At 47.7% G+C, this 23,769-nt stretch carries 26 protein-coding genes and 1 tRNA gene; 14 read left to right on the plus strand and 13 right to left on the minus strand.

The window, feature by feature from the left end:
• Window positions 1-86 precede the first annotated feature (86 nt).
• Together Q0605_RS05785 and Q0605_RS05790 are read right to left on the minus strand one after the other, a co-directional pair.
• Window positions 87-162 (minus strand) — tRNA-Lys (locus Q0605_RS05785).
• 254 nt (window positions 163-416) lie between these two features.
• On the minus strand, window positions 417-1,232 hold the full coding sequence (locus Q0605_RS05790; protein ID WP_298705047.1) for a lipid-binding SYLF domain-containing protein: 816 nt from the start codon (window positions 1,230-1,232) through the stop codon (window positions 417-419).
• A gap of 108 nt (window positions 1,233-1,340) precedes the next feature.
• Here Q0605_RS05790 and Q0605_RS05795 point away from each other — a divergent pair, with 108 nt between their 5' ends.
• The 3 genes from Q0605_RS05795 (at window position 1,341) to Q0605_RS05805 (ending at window position 4,717) form a co-directional block, all read left to right on the plus strand.
• Window positions 1,341-2,153 carry a M23 family metallopeptidase gene (locus Q0605_RS05795; RefSeq protein ID WP_298705049.1) on the plus strand — a complete coding sequence of 271 codons (813 nt, stop codon included), beginning with the start codon at window positions 1,341-1,343 and terminating at the stop codon, window positions 2,151-2,153.
• A gap of 25 nt (window positions 2,154-2,178) precedes the next feature.
• Window positions 2,179-4,008, plus strand: coding sequence for a hypothetical protein (locus Q0605_RS05800; protein ID WP_298705051.1), 1,830 nt, complete (start codon window positions 2,179-2,181; stop codon window positions 4,006-4,008).
• Between the two features lie 145 nt (window positions 4,009-4,153).
• Window positions 4,154-4,717 (plus strand): methylated-DNA--[protein]-cysteine S-methyltransferase, encoded by a 564-nt coding sequence (locus Q0605_RS05805; RefSeq protein ID WP_298705053.1) that lies wholly within the window; start codon window positions 4,154-4,156, stop codon window positions 4,715-4,717.
• A gap of 185 nt (window positions 4,718-4,902) precedes the next feature.
• On the opposite strand, the gene Q0605_RS05810 is transcribed toward Q0605_RS05805, so the two are convergent.
• Window positions 4,903-5,082 (minus strand): hypothetical protein, encoded by a 180-nt coding sequence (locus Q0605_RS05810; RefSeq protein ID WP_298705055.1) that lies wholly within the window; start codon window positions 5,080-5,082, stop codon window positions 4,903-4,905.
• Between the two features lie 287 nt (window positions 5,083-5,369).
• Between Q0605_RS05810 and Q0605_RS05815 the strand changes: the two genes are divergently transcribed.
• Window positions 5,370-5,492 carry a hypothetical protein gene (locus tag Q0605_RS05815; RefSeq protein WP_298705057.1) on the plus strand — a complete coding sequence of 41 codons (123 nt, stop codon included), beginning with the start codon at window positions 5,370-5,372 and terminating at the stop codon, window positions 5,490-5,492.
• 287 nt (window positions 5,493-5,779) lie between these two features.
• On the opposite strand, the gene dapE is transcribed toward Q0605_RS05815, so the two are convergent.
• The 3 genes from dapE to Q0605_RS05830 form a co-directional block, all read right to left on the minus strand.
• Window positions 5,780-6,958 carry a succinyl-diaminopimelate desuccinylase gene (dapE, locus tag Q0605_RS05820; RefSeq protein WP_298705059.1) on the minus strand — a complete coding sequence of 393 codons (1,179 nt, stop codon included), beginning with the start codon at window positions 6,956-6,958 and terminating at the stop codon, window positions 5,780-5,782.
• A 15-nt stretch (window positions 6,959-6,973) separates the two neighbouring features.
• Entirely contained in the window at window positions 6,974-7,543 is a 570-nt protein-coding gene (locus tag Q0605_RS05825) for a LysE family transporter (RefSeq protein WP_298705061.1), read from the minus strand.
• A gap of 555 nt (window positions 7,544-8,098) precedes the next feature.
• Window positions 8,099-8,236, minus strand: a complete 138-nt coding sequence (locus Q0605_RS05830) for a hypothetical protein (RefSeq protein ID WP_298705063.1) — start codon at window positions 8,234-8,236, stop codon at window positions 8,099-8,101.
• 9 nt (window positions 8,237-8,245) lie between these two features.
• On the opposite strand from Q0605_RS05830, the gene Q0605_RS05835 reads away from it, so the two are divergent.
• Window positions 8,246-8,641: a hypothetical protein gene (locus tag Q0605_RS05835; protein WP_298705065.1), complete on the plus strand. Its 396-nt coding sequence runs from the start codon at window positions 8,246-8,248 to the stop codon at window positions 8,639-8,641.
• 41 nt (window positions 8,642-8,682) lie between these two features.
• Here the strand turns inward: Q0605_RS05835 and Q0605_RS05840 are convergent, their stop codons facing one another.
• The 3 genes from Q0605_RS05840 to mobB are packed head-to-tail and all read right to left on the minus strand — an operon-like array spanning window position 8,683 to window position 10,239.
• The gene (locus Q0605_RS05840; protein WP_295151906.1) at window positions 8,683-8,892 is read right to left on the minus strand and encodes a hypothetical protein; all 210 of its coding nucleotides are present in this window, start codon (window positions 8,890-8,892) and stop codon (window positions 8,683-8,685) included.
• Window positions 8,892-9,740 carry a class 1 fructose-bisphosphatase gene (locus Q0605_RS05845; protein ID WP_298705067.1) on the minus strand — a complete coding sequence of 283 codons (849 nt, stop codon included), beginning with the start codon at window positions 9,738-9,740 and terminating at the stop codon, window positions 8,892-8,894. Before Q0605_RS05845 ends, Q0605_RS05840 begins: the two co-directional genes overlap by 1 nt.
• 10 nt (window positions 9,741-9,750) lie before the next feature.
• A complete protein-coding gene (gene mobB, locus Q0605_RS05850) occupies window positions 9,751-10,239 on the minus strand; it encodes a molybdopterin-guanine dinucleotide biosynthesis protein B (protein ID WP_298705069.1) in 489 nt (162 codons plus the stop codon).
• Between the two features lie 99 nt (window positions 10,240-10,338).
• On the opposite strand from mobB, the gene Q0605_RS05855 reads away from it, so the two are divergent.
• Together Q0605_RS05855 and Q0605_RS05860 are read left to right on the plus strand one after the other, a co-directional pair.
• Window positions 10,339-10,860, plus strand: coding sequence for a hypothetical protein (locus Q0605_RS05855; RefSeq protein ID WP_298705070.1), 522 nt, complete (start codon window positions 10,339-10,341; stop codon window positions 10,858-10,860).
• Window positions 10,861-10,871: 11 nt separating this feature from the next.
• Window positions 10,872-11,810 (plus strand): hypothetical protein, encoded by a 939-nt coding sequence (locus Q0605_RS05860; protein ID WP_298705072.1) that lies wholly within the window; start codon window positions 10,872-10,874, stop codon window positions 11,808-11,810.
• A 397-nt stretch (window positions 11,811-12,207) separates the two neighbouring features.
• Here the strand turns inward: Q0605_RS05860 and Q0605_RS05865 are convergent, their stop codons facing one another.
• The 4 genes from Q0605_RS05865 to gltX form a co-directional block, all read right to left on the minus strand.
• Window positions 12,208-12,468, minus strand: coding sequence for a hypothetical protein (locus Q0605_RS05865; protein ID WP_298705074.1), 261 nt, complete (start codon window positions 12,466-12,468; stop codon window positions 12,208-12,210).
• A 250-nt stretch (window positions 12,469-12,718) separates the two neighbouring features.
• Window positions 12,719-14,383, minus strand: a complete 1,665-nt coding sequence (locus tag Q0605_RS05870; protein ID WP_298705076.1) for a lytic transglycosylase domain-containing protein — start codon at window positions 14,381-14,383, stop codon at window positions 12,719-12,721.
• Window positions 14,380-14,676 carry a YggT family protein gene (locus Q0605_RS05875; RefSeq protein ID WP_297903307.1) on the minus strand — a complete coding sequence of 99 codons (297 nt, stop codon included), beginning with the start codon at window positions 14,674-14,676 and terminating at the stop codon, window positions 14,380-14,382. Before Q0605_RS05875 ends, Q0605_RS05870 begins: the two co-directional genes overlap by 4 nt.
• Window positions 14,663-15,979, minus strand: coding sequence for a glutamate--tRNA ligase (gene gltX, locus Q0605_RS05880; RefSeq protein WP_298705078.1), 1,317 nt, complete (start codon window positions 15,977-15,979; stop codon window positions 14,663-14,665). Before gltX ends, Q0605_RS05875 begins: the two co-directional genes overlap by 14 nt.
• Before the next feature lie 114 nt (window positions 15,980-16,093).
• Here gltX and mscL point away from each other — a divergent pair, with 114 nt between their 5' ends.
• From mscL to Q0605_RS05915, 7 genes are all read left to right on the plus strand, one after another.
• Window positions 16,094-16,495: a large-conductance mechanosensitive channel protein MscL gene (gene mscL / locus Q0605_RS05885; protein WP_005872182.1), complete on the plus strand. Its 402-nt coding sequence runs from the start codon at window positions 16,094-16,096 to the stop codon at window positions 16,493-16,495.
• 9 nt (window positions 16,496-16,504) lie between these two features.
• Window positions 16,505-17,143, plus strand: a complete 639-nt coding sequence (locus Q0605_RS05890) for a Crp/Fnr family transcriptional regulator (protein WP_298705080.1) — start codon at window positions 16,505-16,507, stop codon at window positions 17,141-17,143.
• 3 nt (window positions 17,144-17,146) lie between these two features.
• Window positions 17,147-18,274: a metallophosphoesterase gene (locus Q0605_RS05895; RefSeq protein WP_298705082.1), complete on the plus strand. Its 1,128-nt coding sequence runs from the start codon at window positions 17,147-17,149 to the stop codon at window positions 18,272-18,274.
• Window positions 18,275-19,345, plus strand: a complete 1,071-nt coding sequence (gene asd, locus Q0605_RS05900) for an archaetidylserine decarboxylase (RefSeq protein ID WP_298705083.1) — start codon at window positions 18,275-18,277, stop codon at window positions 19,343-19,345.
• Window positions 19,346-19,427: 82 nt separating this feature from the next.
• The gene (locus Q0605_RS05905) at window positions 19,428-19,901 is read left to right on the plus strand and encodes a prepilin-type N-terminal cleavage/methylation domain-containing protein (protein ID WP_005872177.1); all 474 of its coding nucleotides are present in this window, start codon (window positions 19,428-19,430) and stop codon (window positions 19,899-19,901) included.
• A gap of 4 nt (window positions 19,902-19,905) precedes the next feature.
• Window positions 19,906-22,545 carry a primosomal protein N' gene (gene priA, locus Q0605_RS05910; protein WP_298705085.1) on the plus strand — a complete coding sequence of 880 codons (2,640 nt, stop codon included), beginning with the start codon at window positions 19,906-19,908 and terminating at the stop codon, window positions 22,543-22,545.
• A 319-nt stretch (window positions 22,546-22,864) separates the two neighbouring features.
• A complete protein-coding gene (locus Q0605_RS05915; protein WP_298705087.1) occupies window positions 22,865-23,596 on the plus strand; it encodes a hypothetical protein in 732 nt (243 codons plus the stop codon).
• The last annotated feature ends 173 nt before the right edge of the window (window positions 23,597-23,769 follow it).

Raw genomic sequence — 23,769 nt, forward strand, 5'->3', positions numbered from 1 at the left:
AAATTTTTTTGAAAAAATTTCAAAAAGCCGTAATGCGGGGCTTTAAAAAAATCAAAAAACTAAAATTAGGGGTAAAATTTGATAGATGGTGTCCCGTGTAGGATTCGAACCTACGGCCGCCTGATTAAGAGTCAGATGCTCTACCAACTGAGCTAACGAGACAAGAACTATAATTGTAGTGATAAAAATATAAAAAACTGATTAAATTTTATAAAAATTTCGTTAAATTCCATAAAATTTTATTCGGTCTTTATATATTTAATAACTCATAAAAATTAAATAAAATACTTTAGTAAAGAATTAATAAATCTTTTTAAAATAACCTATGCGCTTCGATTTCACATCTAGGCGCTCTTGCACAAACTCAACGCAAAGCCAAAACAAGAAGCCCCATAGGCGGGGCTTAACTCGATAATTTATTTTGCTTTTTTAGCCTTTTTGCTTCGCGTAGCCTTAGCATGAGTTCTAGGAGAGCGGTTTGAGATGATCGGCTTACCATCAGGATATTTTTTCTGCACGTGATTTACAGGTATCGCTGCACTGCTGCTAGCGCCGTATTTCTCGCCGTTTGTGAAATACTTCCTCATCACTTCCTTCCATCTTTTTGCGTATTTATTCGCGCGCGGAGAATCGTTTAAGATATCCTCGTAGTCGTAAATTCTCTCATAGAAGTCGTTAGTCAGCTGATCGTCGATAGTGATTCTGCCGTTGTCGATCGATACGCCTAGGTAGATGCCTGTTTGCTCGCCCGGGCTTACCATCCATGCAGAAATATCAGGCAGATCGGTTGCGCGACCGGTTCTTCTACCTACGCCGCCTGCTGCGGCACCTACATTGATCTCAAGGGTGTCTGTGCCAGTAAAAATGTCTTGATATGACTTCGTAGTGTGGAAGATCATCACGATGTCGCTCGTCTCGTAGCCTGCTTGCAAGCCTACGCCGTAGCCTTTATATTTGATAAAAATCGGCGAACTCCACTCGCCGTTCTCGCCTTTGACGCTAAAAATTCCATCGCCGTATTGTAGCGATGCGCCCGCAGCTAGGCGTTTTACGTCGGTTAGTATTGCAACGGCTTTGGCGCTGGTTAGATAGCGCTCATCGGTGCCGAAGTTATTAGCCGCTACGAAAGATCTAACGACGTTAGTCGCCGCTATAACCTCTTGATTTGCCACGACGTCCGCGTGCAAAAAACTGCAAAGTGCAAAAGATGCTAGAAGCAAAAACTTTTTCATCATTTAATCCTTTTAAAATTGAATTTTCGTTATTATAACAGCAATTTCATTTGTTTTAGCTAATTTTTAACAAAAAATTGATGAAAAATAACGAATTTTGGAAAATTTATGAAATTTCTAGCTATTTTTGCACTTTTGGCGATCAAAATTTTCGCTTTAGACATAGTAAACGGTGATGTCATAGTCTTAAAATTAGATAAAAGCACAACCGAGTTGAGCTTTGGCTCAAAGCAAATTCCTCTCATCACGGCTCCAAATTCTAACGATAAAATCGCCGTTTTGGCGGCAAATTACCGCGCCAAAGGGGATTTTACGCTGCGGATAACGGATCAAAGCGGCAGTCGCGAGCAGATCGTCGCTTTGAAAAAGGGCGAGTACAAAAAAGAGGCCTTAAGCGTCGCTCCTGGCAAAGTTAAACCACCCAAAGAAGCCGCCGCGCGTATCAAAAAAGAGCTCGACGAAGCCAACGCGATCTATGCGATCACCACGCCGCGCTATCTTTTTTCCACGCCGTTTGAGCTGCCTTTAAACTCCAAAATAACCTCTGCGTTCGGCAATGCCCGCACCTTTAATGGCGAGCTTAAAAGCTATCACAGCGGCACCGATTATCGCGCCGCAGTAGGCACTCTGGTGCGCGCCGCCAACGACGGCGTCGTAGTCATCGCCAAAGACCGCTACTACGCGGGCGGTTCGGTCGTGATCGATCACGGCGGCGGTATCTATTCGCAGTACTATCATCTAAGCGAGATCAAAGTGACGCTTGGCGATCGCGTTCACAAAGGTGATGAAATCGCGCTTTCGGGCGAGAGCGGCAGAGTTAGCGGCCCACATCTGCACTTCGGCATCGCGATCAATGGCGTGAGCGTCAATCCGCTAAGCTTCGTCGCTAAATTTAACGAAGTGGTTTTTGGCGAGCGCTAAAATGCCCTACAATCCGAAGGAGTTGATGAAAAAAATTCTCGCAGGCAGCGATTTTAAGCTAAAAGGCTCGGTCAAAGGCCGCGTGCGCGTCTCGGGCAGGGACGGAGCGATCGTAAATTTTACCGCTGCAGACTTCGGCGTGCAGAGCCTAAACGACAAAATTTCGCTTAGTGGCGAGCAGTTCGAGCGCTTTAGAGCTAGAATTTTTGGGATTTTAAACTCCGGCGGACGCGAGCTTGCAGGCAGGCTCACGCTCTCTTCTACGCCCAAAAAGAAAGCTCGCGCAGATCGTCTCCGTGCAGCGGATGGTTATGGCTATGCGGAGTTTGACGGCGCTTGCGATTTTGGTAGCTTTTGCGAAGGAGATTTAAGCGCAGTTTCGCCCGAGGTTGGCGACAGCTTGGTAAAGACTTCGTATGCCACAAATGCAAGGTGTGGCGATTTTTCTGCGCGCAGCGCTCAGAGTGCGCAAGGCTTTACTTCGCAGGTGGAATTTCAAGATGTTTCGCAAGCAGAATTTTATGGTGCGGCTCGGGCGGAATTTTGCGTAGATACCGCGTGGGATACGGCGTGCGAGAATTTAATTTCGCAAAATGATGCTGCGCAGGATAACGTGAGCGTGGGGCTTGCTGCTAGTTTCGAAGAGAGCGCAAATGCGAGGAGTAAAAATTTTATGCCGCAAAGCTCTGCGCTCGTGAAAGATTCCGCATTTGAGGCGCAAAATTCTAATTTTATAGCGCAAACAAAGAATTTTACGGTTGAAAATTTGTTTGTAGCAGAGCAGGGCGCGGACTTACGAAGTAAAAATTCTACGGCGCAAGGCTCTGCATCAAAAAATTCCACTTTCGCAAATTCTGCGCTTGATATAAAGTGCGCAAATGATTGCAAGCCTCAAGGCTCCGAGTTTGCCAAGAAGCAAAGCGTGAATTTCGCTAGCTGCTGTGCCGCAAATTTTGCCTTAGAAAATGCCTCGGAATTCGCGCCTCAAGATGAGAATTGCGTCGGTGAGGATTCAATGTGCTTGGCAAAAGGGCAAAATTACGCGCTAAAAAATTCCGCCGGGCAAAATTTAGCACAGAAAAGCTCCGCACAAGAGTGGCGCCCTTCGAATTTGCCGCCGCAAGCGGGAAATAAATTTGCGCCCGAATTTGAGCGATCAGCGCAGCCCGCGTTAACGGGTGAGAATTCTACGTTTGCTGCTTCTATGGCGGAGGGGGCGCTTGGTGATGAGCCCGCGTCTGCTGCTTTTGGGAGCGAATCAACTTTTGCGACTAAGCCCGTAAATTTCTATGGCAAGCCTGCGCGCAAAGCGCCTGCGAAAGAGCGCGCGCGCCTGACGGGGCGTCCGCAGGCTCTGCCTATTGCAAGCACTTCGCGTCCTATCTCGCTACCGCAAGCGTCTAAAGCTAGGCTCATCGAGCTTAAGCCGCGTTTCATAGGCATCGCGCATAGGATTAAAATTTCGTTTTTGAAAAAGAGCGCGAGCGAGCCCGGCGAAGGGGTTTTGGCGCGCGTTCGTATTCCGCTTTTGATGGAGAATTTCGGTCTTAATGATATTTTGTCGTCCACGGCGAGCTACCAAATGGCGAAAAAGATGGTGCGCACGATCGCTGATCTTTACATCGCCAAGGATCTGCGCGGCGTGCACATAGGCGTGCCGGTGCGTCTTGAAATGGGCTTTAAAAGCGGTATCTCCGACGTCAGCAACCACGCCTTTATCTTTAAGCTCATCGAGGACAGCCTCGTCAAAAACGGCGTCATCGACGATGATAACGCAGATATCGTGCGCGAGATCAAACTCTTTAAGCAAGACGTTTTCGACGGGGTTTTGGTAAACCTCGTGCGGTTTGAGTAGAGGCTCTGCGGCACCTCGCGTATAAATTTTGAAAAATTTGCATTACCGCATAAAATTCCATCGTTTTCGAGCTTTAGCTTGCACTGGCAGCAAGCGCTTTTTAAAATTTTTTTGATCAAACCAGTAAAAATTAGAAAGGATTGAGATGCAAAAAGCCTTTTTTAATTCGCCCATTGGAATGCTTGAAATTTGGGATGACGAGATCGGGATCTGCAGTATTGACTGGGTCAAAAGCTCTGTCTGCGGGCCCAATGATGAGATCTTTAAAAAACACGACGCAGAGCTTAAATTCGGCTTTGTGCGTGCAGCGGATGATAAAGGACGCGATTTAAGGCTTAGCGATTTAAGAAAGAATTTAGCTCTTTGCACCGACGAGCTTGGCGCATATTTCAGAGGCGAGCTTGAAAGCTTTAGCGTTAAACTGAGCCAAAATGGCACGCAGTTTCAAAAGTCCGTGTGGAGCGCGCTTTTAGAGATCCCTTATGGTGAGGTCGTAACATACGGCGAGCTAGCCCGGGCTATCGGCAGACCGCACGCAAGCCGCGCAGTAGGCGGCGCAAACGGCAAAAACAAAATCCCCATCATCGTGCCGTGCCACCGCGTCGTAGCTGCGGTCGGGCTCGGAGGATACAGCGGCGCGGGCGGCGTAGCGACCAAAGCGTGGCTGCTAAACTTCGAAAGAGAAAGCTTAGCCAAATTGGGCAAGTAAAATTCCGTTAAATTATGCCTTGCAGGCACGGCGCTGATTTTAAAATTTTACCGCGCGGCGCTGCGAAATTTCATAAAGCGATTTTGTAAATTTCTAGTTTTGCGGCGACCAAGGCAGTTAAAATTTTGCAAGAAGCGAAGCCTACTTAAATCCTAACTTTAAATTTATCGCGCCGCAGACGCCTGCTATGAGCGGCTGAAATTTTTCGCGGTGATAAATTTGGCTTCGCGAAATTCTGCGCCGAAATCCTTCGATAAATTTTCATCTTGCGTGTATTTAGTGTAGCAGCACGCGAGGCGGTAAAATTTTGAGTCCCTTTCGTGAAAATAGGCAATGAAGCAAGGTTTTGCAGCAGAATTTTGCATAGCCTAAAAATTCTATGCTGCCGCGCCGTACGGGCAAAATTTCACATCGCCGTATCAAAGCAAAGTAAAATTCTTAAATTGCGCTTGCCGAAGCGGGGTAAAATTTCCACAGAAGTGGTAAGGCGGGGCAGAATTTATCTCAGCGGCAACCTGACTAAGTAAAATTTTATAGATCCACGAAGCGGGCGGTATCCCGGCAGAAATGGCATTGTCCTAGCCAAGCTCTTGCGTAAGCGGTGGGCGCGCCAAAGATAAAATTTCTCGCGGAGGCGGCAAAGTACAGCAGTATGCTGTTAGAGACACCTAGCGAAGATGAAATTTTGCGCAAAGAGAGCGAGGGAAATTTTGCGCAAAGATCGCGCTATTTGCTGAAATTCTCGCAAAAGCAGCATTTTTATAAAAAATCCTAGTAGGGGCAGCATTATCGTCGTCAAAGCTCACCTTCGAAGTGGCGACGTTTAGCTAAGGCTTCTTTCTTGCGAAAGCGACGTTGCATAGCAAAGTAATTGTAAAAGCGGCGAGCGTGCTGCAGATAAAATTCTTAGCAAAAGCGGCGCAGAGCGAAATTCCTACGTAAGACGCACGACAAAGATAAAATTTGCCAAGCAGCTACGAACGAAAACCCCAGCAAATTCAGCAAAGCTTGGTAGAACGAAGAATTTTTATCAAATCTGCGCAGCTTTGCCAAATTCCCAAATTAGCCAAAATTTTCTATCAGATCGCTAAAAATTTTAGCTAAATTTTCGACGTCGCTAATCTCTACTCGTTCGTTGATCTGATGGATCGTGTCGTTTCGCACGCCAAACTCTGCCGTCTCCACGCCAAACTCCGCGAAGTATCTCGCATCGCTCGTGCCACCTGCGGTGTTTAGCTCGGCTGCTGCGCCGCAGATCTTCTGCACGCTAGCGCTTAGTTTTTGCACGATTTTGGAGCTTCGCTGAGTTAAAAAAGGCTTTGAGGAGCTTTTTAGCGCGAGGTGTAGCGACGCGCCTGCTCGCAGCTGCGCGGTGCAGCTCATTTCTAGCTTGCCGCAGGATTCGCTTTCGTTGCATAGCGCGTCTTTAGCGTCCAGTTCAAATAACCCCAGTACATAGTCTCGCACGTCTTCTAGCCCCAGCCCTACGCCGCCGCGGACGTTAAACATCACGCGTACATCCTTGGGTGTTACGTTTACTACCTGCGAACCGCCGCGAATGTCGGTGATGACTATCTTGGCTGGAGCGAAATCCTCGCTACCTGCGTCCAGATCATGCCCCGCGAGGCTTGCAAGCACCGGCGCCAAAATGTGGACAGGATTGATGCATTTATCAGGGTAGGCTGCGTGCCCGCCGATGCCCGTGAGTGTGAGGACGCCGTTAATTGAGCCGCGACGGCCGATCTTAATGGTATCTCCGAAGCGCACTTCGCATGTAGGCTCCGCAACGACTGCGAAGTCGGGTAGGACACCTTGCTCGCGCAATTTAGAAAGCATTTCGCGTGTGCCGTAGATGCCGTCGCCCTCCTCATCGCTGGTTAGCAGCAGGCTTAGCGTGCCCTTAAAATCGCGTGCCGCCGCTAGCGCGCAGATCGCCGCTGCGATGCCACTTTTCATATCCTGCGTGCCGCGCCCGTATAAAAAGCCATCCGCTTCCACCGGCACAAACGGATCGCTCGCCCAGCCCTCGCCCGGCGGCACGACGTCGATGTGCCCGGCAAAGCACAGATGCGGACCCTGTCCGAAGCGCTTGGTAAAAATCGCGTTAGTTACGCCGTTTAGCTCGAATCTATCCTCGCTAAAGTCCGCCAGCAGCATCGAGACGTAGTTGAAAGCTCCGTCGTCGCTAGGCGTGAGCGAGCGGAATTTGATGAGCTCTTTTAGAATTTCAATCGGTTTCATAAGCCTTCCTTTGGTTTAAATTTTACCGAAAATTATAGCGTATAAAAGCTTTAGTGCGAAAAATACCAAAATAAACGCCGAGATATATGCAAATGCCCGCACTACAATGTTTGGAAGCTTGCTGCGAGCTAGATATATCACAAGCGGAAAAAGCGTGATCCAAGCTAAAATTCCGCTTACAAGCCCCGCAAGAGCAAGCGCGAAATTTGCTCGCGCGGTACCGGCAGAGACGCTGAGCCAAAACATAATGACGTATGGATTTAGTAAATTTATCAAAAAGCCTTTGCCGTAAAGCGCCGCGCCCGAGCAAGCCTCGACGCTTGCAGGCTGCACCGAGCGAGTCGCGCCATGCCAGATCGCGTACGCCATGTAGAGCAAAAAGCATGCGCCAAATACCGATATGCAGGCAAAAACGATCGGGATTTTGGCTAACTGCGATATGCCAAACGCCGATAGCGCTAGATACAGCATATCCGCGCTCATGGCGCCGAGGCCCAGGCACAGCGCCTTGGTGTAGCTTCGCAGCGCGTAGGACATTATCAGTACGTTTACCGGGCCGATCGGCACGCTAACGCTCAACCCCATCAAAACCCCTTGTACGAATGGCTGCATTCCTCTGTTTATATCCCCCAAATCTGTCTAAAATTTCAATGCGCGGTGCTGCAGATAGAGCGATGACGCGCGCCTTTGCGAACAGATCAATGACGCACAGCTTCGCGAATGGATCAATCCTAAAATTCCGCGCGCCAGCCGATCGGTTTTTAAATTTAACGCAACCGCCGCCGCAATGCGCCTTAGCCTTAAAATTTTAACGCGTGCGTCGTAGCGCGCTCGGCTTTGAAATTTTGGCGAGCGCTTCGCGCGGCACGCTCAGTCGCAAAATTTCAATATGAGCATTAGTGCTTGAAATTTATACGAGCATTTGTGTGGCGGACCCGCTCACTAGACTTCAAATTTAGTTTTTAAATTTTAACGCATGGATCGCGGTTTAAATTTGCGGCTCGAATTTTGTGAGGCAAAATTTGCCGTTTTGCTGCGCCGCTAAGTTTTCGAGTTAAATTCCGCAAGGCAAAATTTAAATTTCATCGCCGGTAGCAGAGCCGTCACTCTAGTCGTGAGCTAAATTTAACAAGGCAAAATTTAAACCGGCAAAAGATCGGTGACGAACGGCGGCTCGCGCAAGCCGGTAAATTTTAGTCGCGTAAATTTAAAGATCGCGGCGGTAAAATTTAGCCCACCGAAATTTTGCTTTGCGTAATTTCGCGTGTCCGCGCTCATAAATAGCCCATGATCGCAGCTAAAATTTCGCGCCTTAAAATTTATCCGCAAATTTTAAAAACCCAGCCGCGCCGTCTGAAATTTGACCGATCGCCCGCTTTAAATTTAGCCGCGCATTTGAAATTTAACCGCGCCCTCATTTTAAATTTTATCGCCCGTCGCAGAACCTTGCCCGCAAAACAGACGCGCCGCAAAACCTGCATGCAGAGCAAGCTCCGCCGCGAGGCTAAATGCGCCGTAAATTTTATCGTTTCGCAGCGGAGCAAATTTTACACCGCAAAGCAAGAACCTACGCGCCGATGGATTAAATTTACGCCGCAGAGCAAATTCCACGCCGCAGCTTGGTTTACAGAGATCTTGCGCGCAAAGCTCGCTTTGCAAAACCTCGCGCCGCAAGAGCTTTAAATAGCCTGCTTCGTAAAATTCCGCGATCGCAATAGCTAAATTTAAAACGAAAAATCCCCCGTCGCGCCGTGCGACATACTTTCATAAACCGCCTTGACGTATTTGTCGCGCACCGCGCAATCTAGCAGCTTCTCGCACTCCAGGCAGCTGGTGAGGTTGTGCTCGGCTTGGCACGCCTGCAGCGCGGCTAAGCTTTTATCTAAAATTTCGTCGTAAACGTCGCGCGGCGCGCTGCTCTCGGTATCAGCCATCAGTTTTTCTCGCCGTAAATTTCATGCATCTTCGCGATCTCATACTTCGAGCCGAAAAAGCAAGGGGTGCTTTGGTGGATTTTTTCAATCTTTAGCTGTAAAAGCGAGCCGTTTTCGCCGTCGCTGGTGGCGCCTCCGGCACGCTCGAAGATGAACGCAAACGGTAGCACTTCAAAGGTTACGCGAAGCTTGCCGCGCGGATGATCGCTGGTAGCGGGGTAGCTGAAAAGTCCGCCACCTTTTAATAAAATTTGATGCAGGTCGCTTACCATCGCGCCGCTGTATCGCAGACGGTAGCCCTCATCAAACAGCGTCCGCACGAGCTTTCGGTGCGGTTCGCTCCAGCCCTTTTGCGTCGCGCCCGTGGCGTTTAGTTTACCCTTTTCGCTTAGGCGCAGATCTTTTACGAAGCTAAATTTGCCCTCGCGATTTAGGCGATAAAGCTTCGGCGCGTCCTCGCAAACGACCATCTCAAGGCGCGGCCCGTAGATGCAATAGATCGCCGCTTTTAAGTTTGCGGGCGAAATTTCATCCTCATAGATGCCAAATATCGAGCCCACGGCAAAATTTACGTCCACCAAGCTCGAGCCGTCGAGCGGATCATAAGCGACGATTAGGCGCGCATCCTTTCTAAGCTCTAGCGCTTCCTCTTTTTCCTCGCTGATGAGGGCGCGCACGAGCGGGTTTTTGCGAAATTCCGCCTCGATTATGGCGTCGCTTTTTACGTCGAGTTTGAGCTGCGTATCGCCCGTGCTGTTGTGATGATCTGTGTAGCCGAAGTCCGCGTATTTCAGCTCCTCGGCGATTTGTAGCGCGATATTTTGGATTGATTTTACGATCTCTTGCATTCTGTTTCCTTTACATTTTTTTGGCGTTTTTTAAGATCCATTCGCTGATACCCGCAGCGTCGTTGATGTCGAAATTTACGCGGCAAAATTTATCCATCTGCTCGCCGCTTAAATTTGAAGCGATCGCGTCCGAAAATGGCAGATACGCCTCATCGATCTTGTCGCGAAACAGGCTTATGCGCGGCAGCGGCAGCGTCTTTAGCCCCTCTACGAGCAAGATATCAAACTCGCCTAGCATCCGCACGACCTCATCGATTTGCATACAGCGCTGCGAAAAATAGCTCGTCCGCATAGGGCTCATCACGACGGTCTCGGCGCCGAGCTCGCTAAATTTGGCGCTGTCCTTGCCCTCTACGTCAAAGCGCGCCTTATCGCCAGGATCGTGCTTTACGATCGCGATCCGCAGCCCGCTAGCGATAAAAATTTTAGCGATCTTGCAGATTAGCGTCGTTTTGCCGCTGTTGGAAGGGCCTGAAAATGCGATAGCAAGTCTTTTCATTTTAAAATCCGGCTTTTTAAGATGAGCGGATTGTAGCGAATTTAGCCTTTTAAAAAGCAAAATTCGTTAGAATGCGCCTAAAATTTCAAAGGAAGATCGATGAATAAATTTGATTTTAGCGGCGCGCTAAACGGCCTGCTAAAGGGCGCGCTCCTAGCCGCGCTAGCGCTATTTTTAAACTCCTGCTCCGCAAACGATCCCCGTCACGATCCGCTTAAAAACGAGTTTTTAGCCTATACGCAAAAATTTGAATCGGTGCTAGCGGGCGATCGCTATTTGGGAGTGGCGACCTATCTAAATCCCGTCGCGCCCGAGCTTAGAAACGCCGCGGAGGACGAGGTGTTTTTGCTTACCTCCTATCCTAAAGAGATTCAGATCCGCGCGGTGCAGATCAACGGCGCAAACGCAAACGTAGTGCCGCTGCACGACGGAGATCCGCTTTTGCAAAAGGAGCTTTTTAAGATCGCGTGGTCGAGCCGCTACAAGATCACCGCGCCTAAGAGCGATAAGGACGAGCTGGTGCTTAGCTACCGCACCTCAAACGACCTCAATGCCACGATGAAATTTCGCAAAGTTTCAAAGTCGATGTATTGGCAGCCGCAGATCGATCTGAAAGATTAGAAGGGGAGCAAATGGGTTACGACATAAGCTACCACGCGATCGGCAAAGAGGAAATTTCGCAGTGGTATTTTGAGCCGCTAAAGCTCGCGCAGAAAGGCGATTTTGAGGCTATCGCTAAAATCGCGCGCGAGGTAGAGATGGATGAATTTTATGTAGAAAAATACGCGGACGGCTTCCGCTCGGCGCTGCAGTACGGCACAGGGGGCATTTTTAATAAAACGCACGGATTTCACCTCGCCGTGGCGCAGGGCTATTTTAGAGAGTATTTTTACACGCGCGGCACGGCGTTTAGCTTTTTGGCGGAGCAAAGCTTTAAATTTAAACCTTACATAAGCGATTGGCGCGAGGTTTTGCCGAAGGAATTTTTAGCGGAATTTAGCGGCGAAATTCATAACGAGATCGTCGAAAACTACTGCTGCGGCGCGTATCTTGGCGCCGATAACGTGCAGAAACTGCTGCGCGATTATGAAGCGGACGGCAAGATAAAAGAGGCGATAGATGAGTTTTACGCGCAGAATTTGCCCGTGTTTTTAAAGGCGCTAAATTTGGCGCGCGAGCTTGGAGTAGGGCTGCTTGAGGCTACCGAGGTGGTTGAGCCCAATCCGATCGATCTGAATAGGTCCGAGTCGTTTTCAAATCTTTTTAATTGCGATACTCAGGGCGCGCTGATCTATGCGGAAATCGCCGCACGGCAGATCGGCGAAGCCATAGAGCGAGATAAGGCAGGCGGAGGCGGTACGACGGGCGGCGAGAATTCCGCCTCGCGCGGCGCCAATGCAATGGAAGCGGGCGGCGGCACAATGAAAGCAAGCGGCGAGAATTTCGTTCCGTGCAGCGGTGATACGATAGAAGACGGCGGAGAGAATTCCGCCGCAGAAGATCATAAAGACACAACCTCCACAGGCGGCGAGAAGTCGCTTTTCGGCAAGATCAAAGGGCTTTTCAAATAGCAATTTGATCGCTAAATTTTATTCCGCAGAAGCTCGCGCGGAGTTAAGGTCGTAAAATTAAATCATCTTGCGCTCGCGAGCTCTGCGCCGCGCGGTTAAAATTTAACTAAAACGGCGCAGCGGCAAAGAGGAGTGGATTTAAAATTTAAAACTTGCCGAAATTTAAACAGCGACCTGCATATCGGAAGTTACGAAATTTTAAGGCGTCGCAAACAAGCAAACAAGCTGCAAAAGAGGCTAAATTTAAACTTGTCGCAGCCCATTTGCGGCGGGTAATCTGCGAATAGCTTATCTGTTTAAATTCCATAGCCGAAAGTGCCCGATTTTGATTTCACGCCACTTAAAATTCTGCGCTCCGGCGCTAATTTAATCGCTCACAAAACGCCGCGATAAAATTTCAATAAATTTTAGATTTTAAAGCTCGTCGCCCCAGAAATAAAGCTCGAAAAAAAGCAACCGCAAAGATAAAAAAGACTATCAGCGCCGCGCCGCCCGCTCGGATGTAGCTCTCGTCCCCTACGCCGAATTGCACGCAATACGTAAACGCCATAAAAAACAAGCAAGCCGCTAAATTTGCGGTGCGTTTCTTTTTGTCTTTAAACGACGATACGCACAAAATAGCGGCTATTATGAGAACTACGGTCGCGATAATTTGCATGGCGCGCCACCTTTCGTGCAGATCAGGAAATGGCCGTCATTAGGCATTAATAGATAAAATTTAACCACTGAAGTCAAAATAAATTCGCACGATTTTATAGCGCCTTGCCTACTTTTGCGGCGAAATTTCGCCGTTTTGATCTGCCCGTCTAAGCCCTTAGCGGGCAAATTTCGCGCTTTTGTTGAAGCGACGGCTTTTAAAATTCTTTGCTCATCGCTTTTTAAAATCATCCTCCAAGCCCGCCGCCTGCTTAGCGGAAGCTGTCGCTTCTACTCGGTATCAGCAGATCTTGCAGCTCCTGTTGTACCGAGACTTTCGCGCGCGGATCGAGGATCTGCGAGTAGATGATGAAGTTTGCGAGTACCTTTTTGCCGTAGTCCCTGCTCTCGGCATATGGCACGAGCTCCATGCTAAGCCACGGCTCAAATTTGCCTTTATTAAACATATCGCCGCGTTGAAGCATCTTTTTGACGAGCCCAGGCCCGCCGTTGTAAGCGTATGCGATGAAAACCGGGCTGTAAATTTTGCGCTCCAACCAGTCGATGTGGATGTTGGCGAAGCGGTAAGCGACCTCAGGGCGGAACATATCGTCTTGATCAAAGCCGTCGATTTTGAGTTGCTTTTTGCCGATCTCGTTAGCCAAAAACGGCATAAACTGCATCATCCCAAGCGCATACGACGTAGATACCGATGCGGGCACGAAGCGGCTTTCTTGGCGGGCGAGCGCCAAAATTAGCGCCTTGCGGCGGTTATCGCCGTCGCCGATATACTCCATAAACGGCGTCGGATAGAAGTTGTCCTTGCCGCCGCTTGCTTTATTCATGATGTACGAGTACTCGCCGATGCTTTGCTTGGTGTCGAATTTTTTAGCAAATTCCAAAAGTTGTGGGCGCGACATCTGATCAGCGCTATTTTTCGTGCGAACCCAAGCGAAAGGATCGGTAATATCGTAGCCTTCGATGGAATTTTTAGCAGGATTTGGGATGATTATGTTTAAATTCCTATCCCCTAAGACCTCCTTGGCATAAAGCGCATAGAGGCTGTAATAATCGCTGCTAGCAAGCTGACGCAAGACGTTTTGATCTCCGTTTAGCAGATATACCCAAAATTTCGCATTGTGTACATCGTGAGGCTTTTCAAAGCTCGCTGCTGCGCGGCTAAAAAACGCAAGCGCAGCCCCTTCATCGCCCTGCATGACGGCATTTACGCCCAGCATAAATGCTACGTCCTTTTCTACAGCCGACGGATCGACGCCCGTAAGCGAGCGGCGCAAGTGCGGGTATTTGCGGTTGATTAGCGCGTCGTTGAGAACCGCTTTGAAGCCTTTTTGCGAAGCTAGTTCGCTTACGAAGGCTGCGTCGGCGTCGATGTCGATCAAAGCGTCTTTGCCCGCGCCTTTTAAGTAGTCATAATATAAAAAGTAGTTTTGCGCATTGCGGCTCTGCATAAAATACTCGCTCGGATTTTTGTCGTTAAATCCGCGCAGTAAATTTACGGCGTTTCTACTTGCCGCGTCTTGATGCTTTTCAAGCTGCGAAGCGAGCGTCTCGCGTACCGACGGGCTTAGCTTGGCGATGAAATTTGGATAGGAGCGCGCCTTTTTGCAGGTTAAATTTGCATCTAAAATATTGGCGGAGGTAACGCCTGCGCAGCGATCCGGACGCTTAGGAGGGCGAATGGCGCCGAAAATTCTATCTAGCTTATCTTTTAGCTTGCCTTTGTAGCGAAAGATACTTTGTTTTAAAATTTTAATCTCCGCTTTGTTGTATTTCGTCTCATCTATTAGGCGATAGATGTAATAGTCCTTGGCTAGGGATTTTGGCTCGTCTTTGATCTGTTCGTAGCTTAAAATTTTACCGCTACTTGCGGCGCACAGCAGTCCCAAAACAAGGCTAAATTTCAGAAATATTTTCAAATGACCGTCCTATTGATGATATAGATTATCGCGCTGTCAAAGAAATTAAGCACGAGTAGGATAAGAAGCGGCGAAAGATCAAATCCGCCGAAAGTCGTAGGCAGATAGCGACGCACCAACGCAAACGCAGGCTCAGTAAGCGCAGAGATGACGCGGACGATTTTATAAAATTTACCGAACGGATTTGGACGGATGAAACTCAAAACGCAGGCGACGAAAATTAGCATCATATAAGCTTGAATCACGTAGTGAATACTCACTAAAATGCCGTAAAATACGCTATTTAGTAGCATCGAGTATCTCCTTTAAATCGGCGCGGATCAGCGGATACAGCTCGCTAAGTTCCGGCCCGTGAGGTGCGCCGGTTAGTAAAAACCTAAGCGGCATAAATAAGCTCTTGCCCTTTAAATTTGTAGCCTGCGAAAGCGCCGCTTTGAAATCATTAAATTCTGCCGGTGCGCCGTTTGAGCTTAATAAATTTAAGATTGCCTCTCGCAGCGCCTGCGCCTGCGCCGCCCACTCCTGCGGGATATCTTTCGCGCCGTAGATCGCTGCGATCTTCTCTTTGATCTGCGGGATAAGGCTCGCTTCTTGAGTGTAAAATTTTATCAAAGGCGCAAATTTCGGCTCGAGCTCAAAAAGCTCCGCCAGGCGCTGCTCGCTCGCTCTTTTGATATGCTCGCGGTTTATAAAGGCGAGTTTGTCCTCGTCAAATTTTGCTGGGCTTTTTGAAATTTTAGCGATATCGAAAAACTCCACCGCTTCATCCATGCTAAAGACCTCGCGCGGCGTTTTGTTGCCCAGCAGGATCAGATAGTTCGCGATCGCCTCGGGCAGGTAGCCGCTTTGAAGCAGCCATTTTACCGAGGAGCTATCCTCGCGCTTGCTCATCTTTTTGCCTTCGGAATTTAATATGATCGGCAGGTGCGCGTATTTGATCTCGCCGTCGTAGCCGAGGCTTTGGCGGATCCAGTTTTGCTTTGGGGTGTTTGAGACGTGATCCTCGCCGCGGATTACGAAGTTCACGCCCTGCATCATATCGTCACAGGCGCAGGCGAAGTTATACGTAGGCGTCTTGTCCGCGCGCATTATGACAAAGCTGTCGATATTCTGCGGCTCAAATGCGATACGGCCCTTGATCGCGTCGGTAAATTCCAGCGCGTGATCAGGTTTTTTAAGGCGGATAGTAAAGGGCTTGCCGCAGCTAAGCACCTCTTCGTCGCTTAAATGCTCGCAGTGCCCGTCGTAGCGGTACGCCTCTCCCGCGTCCTTGGCGGCTTGCTTTTTCGCCTCAAGCTCCTCCTCGCTACAAAAACAGCAAAACGCCTTTTTCTCGGCGAGCAGCTTGGCTGCGAACTGCTGATGAAATTTTAAATTTTTGCTTTGATAATACAGACTCTGCCACGAGATGCCGAATCGCTTTAAAATTTCGATAATCTCTTGATCTTTGCCTTCGATATTGCGCGCAGTGTCGGTATCCTCGATACGCAAAATAAAGCCGCTTTTATCCTGCAGTGAGCAGATGTAGTTAAAAATAGCCGCGCGTAAATTTCCGATATGCATATCGCCGGTGGGCGACGGAGCGAAGCGATACAATTTAGGTCCTTTGGGTTTAAATTTAAGCTCGGATTATACTTTTTACTTCCTAATAAAAAGCAAAAACAAAGCAAAAATAGGCTAATATCGGCGCATCTTATCTAAGGAGACAATATGAGTTTCATTCAGGAATTCAAAGAATTCGCGATGAAAGGCAACGTCATCGATATGGCGGTGGGCGTCGTCATCGGCGGGGCTTTCGGCAAGATCGTAACCTCGCTCGTAAGCGACATCATGATGCCGGTTTTAGGACTTCTTACTGGGGGTATGAATTTTACCGATCTTAAGATTGTGCTAAAAGAAGCGGTGGGGCAGACCCCGGCCGTTACGATAAACTATGGCTCGTTTATCCAGGTAACGGTCGATTTTATCATCATCGCATTTTGTATATTCTGCGCGATCAAGGCGATCAATAAGCTTAAAAAGCCTGCTCCTGCGCCGGAACCTGCCGCACCTGCCGAGCCTAGCGAAGAGATTAAACTTCTTACCGAGATAAGAGACCTGCTTAAAAAATAGGTTACGGCGATGCTTGAGAGAATTCCTTATTTTAAAGCTCTGAGCACAGCGCAAATCGATCGTTTGGAGCAGATTAGCATCCATAAAAGCTACAAAAAGGGCGAAATTTTATTTTTCGAGGGCGAGCGCTCGCAGTATCTCTTGGTCCTGCTAAAAGGAATTTTAAAAATCTATAAAACCTCCGCAAAGGGGCGTGAGATCCATATGCGCGAGATCCGCCCCATCTCGCTCGTGGCGGAGATGGTAAATTTCGAAGAGACGAGCTATCCTGCAAGCGGCGTGTTTTCGACAAACGGCGAGGTGCTAAAGATCGATTATGAAAAATTTAAAAACGAGTTTATGAGCGATCCAAAGATTTGCCTGGAGCTTTTAAAATCGATGTCTGAGAAGATCCGCGCGCTAAATGCGGTCTTTGATAATCAAGTCGTGCTTAACTGCGACGGCAAGATCGCTAAGTTTATCAGCGAGAATTTCGATATTTTTATGAGCACGAAATACACTAGAATAGCTAGAATTCTAAATGTTACCCCCGAGACATTTTCGCGTACCATCACTAAATTTAAAAAGAGTGGCGCGCTAATTTTAGACGATAAACAAGAAATCACGGGCTTTGATAAAGATAAACTGGACGAGTATATCCAAGGCTAGAGTTTGAAAAGCGCCTATATTTTCCCGATCGTCGGCACGGTTTTATTTCTGTTTTTTAATCTTTACGTTTACAGATCGATCGGCGCGCGCTTTACGCCATATAAAGGCTTCGCTACGTTTCGTCCCGCCTTGAGCTTGCTTTGCGTAGCTTTGGCGATTTTAGATGCGATATTTTTTGTGGGTTTTGGGCTTAATGGAAGCTTTAAAAACGAGCTGCTTTATAAGCTATGCGTATTTTGCATGGCAGCGTCCTTTTCGCTCTTTTTTATCTGCCTTGCTTACGATGTGCTAAGCGCAGCCGCGCATGTGGTTAAATTTAGCCAAAACAGGCGAAAATTTTTAAAAACCTTTATCGACATAACCTTCGTAATAATGGCGTTTAGCTATATTTTTAAGGGGCTTTATAATGCACTAAAAATTCCAAAAATCACCGAGAGCGAAATAAAAATCAAAAATTTAGATCGCGATCTAAATTTCGCCGTCATCTCGGACGTGCATCTGGGCGAGTTTTTGAAAAAGGAATTTTTGCAAGGCGTCGTAGCGCAGATAAACTCGCTAAATTATGACGCGCTGCTGATCGTGGGTGATATGTTTGATCTGCGCTCGGATGAGCTCGGGGATATTTTGCAGCCTCTTGAGGCGATCAAAAAGCCTATCTTTTTCGTCACGGGCAACCACGAGTATTACCGCGGCGACGCAAGCGGGCTTATCGCAGCGATGCAAAAAGCGGGCGTGCGGGTGCTGCAAAACGAAAGCGTGGAATTTGAAGGGCTAAATTTAATGGGCGTGCACGATCTTAGCGGCTTTCGCTTCGGATACATGCAGCCCGATCTAAGCGCCGCGCTAACGCAGGCAGACCCCGATAGGCCTAAAATTTTGCTCGCGCATCAGCCAAAATACGTCGTGGATTTCGTGCGCGACGAGGTCGATCTGTGTATCTGCGGACACACGCACGCGGGGCAAATTTTCCCATGGACGCTTTTGGTGCTGCTTAGCCAGAAGTATCTTTACGGGCTGTATAATGACGGGCTGAAGCAAATTTACGTAAGCAGCGGCGTAGGGTTTTGGGGCCCGCCGATAAGGGTCTTTGCCGATGCCGAAATCGCGCTGCTTAAGCTTAGAAAGGCATAGATGAGAAATTTTATTTCGAGGATTTTCGGGGTTATCGCCGCGGTGAAATTTCCTAAATTTATACAAAATTTTATCAACCGCAAATATGTGGAATTTTTTAAAATCGATATGAGCGAATTTGATCCGCCGCAAAGCTACGCGAGCCTAAACGCGCTTTTTACTCGCCGCTTGCTGCGTCCGCGCGAGATAGCGACAGACGAGACGGCTTTTATAAGCCCTAGCGACGGCGTGATCTTTGAGAGCGGATGCTGCGCCGATCTGCGGGCTTTTAGCGTAAAAGGCTGCGAATATAGCCTTAGCGAGCTGCTGGGGTGCACGTTTACGGCAAGCGAAAGCGGCGGAGCGGTTAAAAATTTAGATGGCGGGGCGGTTGCTACGAACGGGAGCGGCGAGGTTGGAACCGGATGCGCAAAAGATGCTGGCGCAGGGATGAAATTTCGCGCCGCGCAAGCAAAAATCATGGACGGCGAAAGCGGCGCAAATTATTCCGCGAGCGGCGTGCGAGCTGAAATTTATAGTGATGAAAGTAGCGCAAGCCTCGAAACGAGCGTAGAGGACGCCCAAGACGGCGAAAATACAAAGGGCGTAAATTTAAGCTACGCAAACATCTATCTAAGCCCGCGCGATTATCATCATTATCACGCGCCATGCGATCTGAGCGTGCTGCAGGCGTTTTACGTACCTGCAGATCTTTACAGCGTGGCGAAGAAATTTTTACTTAAAATTCCAAACCTCTACACAAAAAATGAGCGAGTGATTTTAAAGTGCAAGATGCGTAATGGCGGGATTTTGTGGATGGTTTTCGTGGGTGCTTTAAATGTAGGTAAGATGAGATTTGATTTCGATGCGCGAATACAGACGAATGCATGCGCAAGTAGAGCTGAGGCGCTTTACGAATATGAAAATTTAAACTTTAAAAAGGGCGATCATTTGGGAAATTTCGAGCTGGGCTCGACGATCGTGCTCGTAGCGCAAAGCGAGTTTTTGAAATTTGAAATCTCGGCTGATACGTCCGTAAAATTCGGGCAAAAAATCGCAGAATTTAATGAAATTTCACAAAATTCCATTTAAAATGCAGGATTTTTTCTTTAACTAAAATTAATTTTATTTAAATTTGGCTATAATCATCTCACTTTAAATCAAAGGATTTAACATGAAAAATTTAAAAGCTTTTACGATGATAGAGCTTGTTTTCGTCATCGTCGTTTTAGGTATTTTGGCGGGCATCGCAGTGCCTAGATTAGCCGCTACGCGCGATGATGCTACGATCGCTAAGATGCGTGGGGATATCGCCGCCATTAGAAGCGGACTTTCGCTAGTTAGAAGCGAGAACATGATGAGAGGTGTGACTACGTGGCCTGCTTTGGAGGGTTCAGACAATGCCACTCTTTTTGAAGGTGTTTTGCAGCAACCTATCTATCCTATGAGAGATGGCGGTAGGAACGGCTGGACTTTGGTTACGAACGGCAATGCCAATGCAACATCTACATATATCGCTAGAGTGGCAGGAAAAAGAACTACTTTTGATTACTATCCGACATCGGCTTTGGCTACGGCAGCGGGTAGAAACGTAGGCTCATTTGACTGCGATCACAAAGACGAGCTTTGCCAATCCTTAGCTCAATAGCTAAATGCTCTATTATGAAGTTGCGGTTTTGGGCGCCAGCCTAAAGCCGCTTACTTATAGTTCAAATTTTAAAATTCCAGCTTATCAAATCGTATCCGTTCCTGTAAAATCGAGCGTCAAATCCGCCGTGATTCTGTGCGAGGTTGCAAAACCGACCTTCAAAACCAAGGAAATTTTAGAGATTTCGCAGCTTAAATTTACCTCATTTCAGATCGCACTTGCAAATTTTATCGCGTACTACTATGTCTGCGAAAAGAGCGTTGCATTTGGGATTTTCGAGCCTGCGAGCGATACGGCGCAAGATTTTGCAAATCCTGTTACCAAGCAGGATTGTACTTCAGAGCAAACTCCCACAGGTGAGCAAAATTTAGCACTTAGCATAGATTCTAGCGCCATACAAAATTCCGCCACTGCGCCGAATTCCATGCAAAAGCAAAATTTAAAGCAGGCGCCAAATTCTATCTCGCAAAATTTGGCGTTAAATTCTACCGCCGCACAGAATTCTATCCAAGAGAGGGACTTTGTCGATGAGCAAAATTCCGTTTCAATTCAAAATTCTACATTGGCTCAAAATTCCGCTATGACAATAAATTTTGCTGCCGCGCCGAGTTCGGCATACAAACAAAATTCCGCCACTGCGCAAAATTCGACCCAAGAGCGGGATTTTGCCAAGGGAGAGAATTCCGTTTCGATTCAAAATTCTACTTCAGCGCAAAATTCTATCTCAATTCAAAATTCAGATGCCGCAGCACAAAGCCCCATCCCGACGTCGTTATCTCCGCTTCAGATAGGTAAAATTCCAAACCTCACCCCCGCGCAGGAGCAAGCGCGTAAATTTGCCGAAGCCAATGAGACGTCGCTGATCTTCGGCGATACAGGCAGCGGCAAGAGCGAAATTTATATCGCGCTGATCGCGCAGGCGCTCGCTGCGGGCAAGCAGGCGCTGTTTTTGATGCCCGAAATCTCGCTCACGCCGCAGATGACGAAGCGGCTACAAAGCTATTTCGGCGAGCGGCTCGGCGTCTGGCACTCCAAAATTTCGCCCAAAAAAAAACGCGAGATTTTAGAAAAATTTAATGCAGGCGAGATCCGGCTTATCGCAGGCGCCCGCTCGGCACTATTTTTGCCCTTTAGCGATCTGGGTCTCATCGTCGTGGACGAGGAGCACGACGACAGCTATAAATCGGCCGCCGCGCCGCGCCTAAATGCCCGCGACGCCGCGATTTTCGTCGGCAAGAAGCTTGGTATCCGCGTGGTTTTGGGCTCCGCGACGCCCGCGCTTAGCACCTACGCGAAGCAGCCACACTTCCGCCTGCGCGGCACCTATTTTAGCAGCGACAAGCGCTTCATTTTCGACGAGAGCGAGACGGGGCTGAGCCCCAAAATTTTAACCGAGATCGAGCGTAGCCTCAAAGCCGGCAAGCAAGCAGTCGTGTTTTTGCCGACGCGCGCGAACTACAAATATATGGTCTGCGAAAACTGCGGGCAGATCGTGCGCTGCCCATTTTGCGCCGTCGGGATGAGCTACCACGCGGACGCTGCGGCGCTAAAGTGCCATTACTGCGGCTTTAGCATGTTTTACAGGGCGTCTTGCGAAAACTGCGGCGGCGAAGTGATGCAGGCGCGCAAGATCGGCACGGGCGAGCTTGCGGCACAGCTTGCGGCGCGTTTCCCGAGCGCCCGCATCGCAAAATTTGATCGCGACGAGATCACCACGCAGCGCAAGCTTGAGGCGCTGCTAAATAACTTCAACGCCCATAAAATCGACATTTTGGTAGGCACGCAGATGCTTAGTAAGGGGCACGATTACCACGGCGTGGATCTTGCGGTGATAATGGGGATCGACGAGCATCTGAGCTATCCCGATTTTAGGGCGCGCGAAAAGACGCTGGCGCTTGCGATGCAGGTAGCGGGCCGCGCGGGCCGCTCGGGACAGGGCAGGGTCGTCATACAGACGCGTCAGAGCGGCTTTTTTAGGGATTATATCGAAAACTACGATGATTTTTTGCGCGACGAGGCGGAGTTTCGAGAGGGGCTCTATCCGCCGTATATGCGGCTTTTGCGCGTGCTGATCTCGCATAAAAACGAAAACGCGGCGAGCGAGATAATGAACATGGCGCTTGAGCTTTTACGTCGCAAACAGGCGGGAGGTAGCGCGTTTGCATCGCATGACGGGCTGGACGCGGGGCAAGCAAATTTAAGCGCTTTAAATTTACAAAATTCTGCGCAGCAGGGCGGTAAGCAAATATCAAATTCTAAATTTAAAAGCTCGGATCTGTGCAGGGACGACGTAAATTTAAACCGCCAAAACGCTTCAAATTTAAAAAATACTGCGCAAATTTCAGCTTGCGACGGGGACGCGGATAGCGTAAATTTAAAGCCTGAAAGAAAGAGTAGCGCGCAAAATTTTATAAATTTAGCGGCCGAAAATCTTGCCGAAAATTCCGCGCAGTATTTGAAAGAGAAAGCGAGCGAGAGCTTTGAGATCATCGGCTACGGCAAGGCGGGCATCGCCTATATCGCGTCGAAATTTCGCTTTGAAATTCTGCTGCGCGCCGGCTCGCACGTGCCGCTGATTAACGCCGCGCGCGCGCTTGAGCATCTGCCCGTCGAGATCGATATGGATCCCGTAAACTTCGGCTAAGCGCGATTTGTAAAATTTTATTCGCATAAATTTTGTCCATAGAACCTGCAGGATTTGATGTATTGCAACGCTGAATTTTTATGCTTTACCGCCTATCTCATATTAAATCAAAATCAAAAAATAATATCAAATTGTTAAGTATAATTTAACTTGAGCGAGGATATAATGCATTCATAAAGCTAGTATGATATTGCTCTTTTTGAAAGGAGGACAGAATGCCTAGATTTGCTTTACTTATAAAATTTACGCTTGTGATCATACTAGCGTATCGTTTATAGATGCAAACGATACGAACAATACTACTACTGCTATGCCTTGGATGTTAGATTCGATTTTATCAAAGGTACGGGATAGAAATATTACTAGAAAGAGCAGTGAAACCAATGCGACTTTTGGTATTACTACTTTTAACAGTAAAAGCGTGTATTTTTGGCAAATGGATCAAAACGCGACCCTTAAGAAAGAGTATGAAGAGCATTTGGCTAAAGAAAGAGACTTTTGCACCGATTTTTACGACGATCTGTTTAAATGGAAAAATATAAGCGCTATCCGCCCTGTAGTTAACGATAGCATAGATTATAATGATCCTGAGCTAAAGCAAAATATGAGTGATTGTTGGTATATGGATATGAATAGAACGGTTCAAGTAGGGTATCGTGGCAGAGGTTTCACTTTGTATAAGATCGGCGATCATAGGCTTTTATATATAATGTTCTATAAGTATGCGGAATATAACGTATCGAACAATCTTGCTAAAAATTTAGCCTATATTTTAGATATCAAAGAGTGTACCAAAGCTATAAGGGATTTTAATTATGATCCGTATAAAAGTAGGATTCATCTAGAAAATTATAGAAATTATGTGGAAGGCGTTTATTTTAGACCCATTTTTTATGAAGATAGATACTACGCGTTGGATATTGAGAGAAATCTTCCTGGCTTGGGCTTCGGCTTTACTATAAGGCTTAAGGAGATTAAAGATAGTAAGTTGGAGACTAAATGTGAAATATCGTATCTGATAGATAAAAAGAAATTTTTTACTAAGGAGTAAATCATGCAAACGCATTCAGTTGGTTCGAGAGATACCCAATAATCTATAAAGCATCTAAAAAGGTAACGATTTGAAAAAACTACTTAGAAATTTTATGATTTTTGTAGGGTTTATCTTTATGTTATACACCTCTTATTTCCTATATTTTTATTCCAAAAAAGCCTTATAGTAAA

The organism is uncultured Campylobacter sp., from assembly GCF_938017705.1.
GTDB lineage: Bacteria > Campylobacterota > Campylobacteria > Campylobacterales > Campylobacteraceae > Campylobacter_B.